The organism is Paenibacillus sp. N119s (assembly GCF_059447605.1).
Genome location: NZ_JCAJRU010000393.1, coordinates 1 through 2465, shown reverse-complemented (window position 1 = coordinate 2465; position 2465 = coordinate 1). Strand labels below are relative to the sequence as shown.

Genomic DNA, 2465 nt, shown 5'->3' with positions numbered 1-2465 from the left:
GGAGGAGGATAAAGCGGCTTGTGCACGCACGATTTCTCTGCACAGTGACTGGTTTCTTCAGCCTATTTATAAAGGCTCGTATCCTCAGTTTTTGGTAGACTGGTTTGCGGAGCAGGGAGCTACTGTGCCTATTCAGGATGGGGATATGGACATCATCGGTGAGCCTATTGATATGATCGGTATCAATTATTATAGTATGTCGGTTAATCGTTTTAATCCGAAAGCAGGATTTCTTCAATCCGAAGAAATCAATATGGGACTACCTGTAACAGATATCGGCTGGCCGGTCGAGTCGCGTGGACTGTATGAGGTACTGCATTATTTGCAAAAATACGGGAATATCGATATTTACATCACCGAGAACGGGGCTTGTATCAATGATGAGGTCGTAAACGGCAAGGTGCAGGATGACCGCCGGATTTCTTACATGCAGCAGCATTTGGTGCAGGTGCACCGGGCAATTCATGACGGCCTTCATGTCAAAGGCTATATGGCATGGTCACTTATGGACAATTTTGAGTGGGCAGAGGGATATAATATGAGATTTGGCATGATTCATGTCGATTTCCGCACACAGGTCCGCACCCCCAAGGAAAGTTACTATTGGTATCGAAATGTAGTAAGTAATAACTGGTTGGAAACTAGACGTTAAAACGAAAAAAAATGTTATGAAAACAGAGTAGATTTAAGCCTGTCTCCACTCCCGTTTGTTTAAATAGAAGGTCCTCTGGGGTAATAATAGCCAAGATGAATTATAGATAATTCTAGTATAAAGAGACCAGCAGGAATAAAAAATGTGCATACTGAAAAAAATACCTGACGAGGGCACTTTTTAAACCATTTTAAACTAGAGGGAGTGGAGGGTATGGCTGTGAATTTTAGAAAATCAGGATCAAGGGATAATCAAATGAGCCGCACGGTATCTGTTATTTCTTTGATCGCTTGTATTGTAGGTATTATTCTTATTTTGCTTGATATAGGAAATTTAACTGATCGTAATATCTATCTAATGACAGGCATTGGCGCCTTTGCTGCTGGAATTTTTATTTTTCTAATTGGGAAATCATTTGTCATTGCCCGCAAGAAGGAAGACCAAGAAAACGGACGTCGTTAATGCATTGAAAATGCTGTACACAAAACGGATAACGAGAACAACAGCACGGGGCTTCGAGCAGTGTGACATGATAACTGTAAGGAGTCCCGATTTTTGCTTTAATATAACGTTTTTAAGATACTTTAAGATGCACAATTAACGTTTTTATATGTCATTTTTGAATTAAAAAGAATTTTTGAATTGCAAGAGAAATTTTAATTTTAGAGAGGTTTTTCACAAAAATCGGACAAATAATCGACAATTCTGTTAACAATAAAAAAAATGGCCGCTTTTCTGCTATCTTATATAAGGGCAACATTACAGGAGTTCGTTAAGTCTTGAGTAATTTACTATTTTAAGGAGAGGGGAACAACATGAACAAAAAACCAAAAGCGATTATTGCGTTGGTTTTGACCGTGCTCACGGTAGCATTGCTCATCTGGACGTGTTTTTATGCTGGCGGAAAATACGTTGTTTTCGATCCGAAAGGACCAATTGGGCAAGCACAAAAAGAGCTGATCATTCTTACAACGGCATTGTCTGCGCTTATAATTGTACCGGTTATGATTTTGACATTCTTCATCGTTTGGCGGTATCGAGATACCCCCACAAACAAGGTGAAGTATCAACCTCACTGGGATGACAGCAAAAAGCTGGAAACCACATGGTGGGCTATTCCGATTATCGTTATCCTTATTATTGCGGTCATCACTGCAAGATATACCTACTTGCTGGAGCCTTCCAAGCCGATTGCAAGTACGCAAAAGCCAGTAACGATTCAAGTAACTTCACTGGACTGGAAATGGCTCTTTATGTACCCAGAGGAAGGTATAGCTACAGTTAACCAAGTTCACATTCCTAAAGGTGTTCCAGTCCGTTTTGAGCTGACTGCTGACGCCCCGATGAACTCGTTCTGGATTCCGCAATTGGGCGGTCAAATCTACACCATGTCAGGCATGGCTATGAAACTGCATTTGCAGGCCGATCACGAAGGAACTTACTTTGGCTCGGGTGCGAACTTTAGCGGTGAGCATTTTGGACAAATGCGTTTTGATGTAGAAGTCCAGTCGGATGAAGAATATAAAAACTGGGTCGCTGACATCAAGAAGCAGTCTAAGCCGCTGACGAAGGACGGCTATTTGGCGCTTGCAAAACCAGGTTTGTCCCAGCCTGCTGAGTATTCTTCGATTCCAGATGGCTTGTTCAAAGAGATTGTCAACAAGTATGTAGTGGAAGGCTCTAACCCCCATGCTGGGCATGGCGAAACTACATCCACAGAAGATTCATCCAAGTCCGGCACAGAAGAGCATGCTGAAATGGACATGAGTCATATGAATATGAGCGGACACAATTAAATGATTATAGGGAAGGA

General features: G+C 41.7%; 3 protein-coding genes. All 3 read left to right on the top strand.

Annotation, left to right across the window (positions count from 1 at the left end; all coding sequences use genetic code 11):
* Nucleotides 1-652: family 1 glycosylhydrolase (locus AC5V8P_RS25050; protein WP_495474002.1), on the top strand; the 652-nt coding region annotated here is incomplete at its 5' end.
* A 213-nt stretch (nt 653-865) separates the two neighbouring features.
* On the top strand, nt 866-1114 hold the full coding sequence (locus AC5V8P_RS25045) for a hypothetical protein (RefSeq protein ID WP_064797240.1): 249 nt from the start codon (nt 866-868) through the stop codon (nt 1112-1114).
* A gap of 353 nt (nt 1115-1467) precedes the next feature.
* The gene (gene cyoA / locus AC5V8P_RS25040; protein ID WP_064797239.1) at nt 1468-2448 is read left to right on the top strand and encodes a ubiquinol oxidase subunit II; all 981 of its coding nucleotides are present in this window, start codon (nt 1468-1470) and stop codon (nt 2446-2448) included.
* Nucleotides 2449-2465: the final 17 nt, after the last annotated feature.

Bases quoted from the DNA above. Each gene is read 5' to 3' on its own strand.
- AC5V8P_RS25045 (WP_064797240.1), top strand. From the start codon at position 866: ATGGCTGTGAATTTTAGAAAATCAGGATCAAGGGATAATCAAATGAGC.
- cyoA (WP_064797239.1), top strand. From the start codon at position 1,468: ATGAACAAAAAACCAAAAGCGATTATTGCGTTGGTTTTGACCGTGCTC.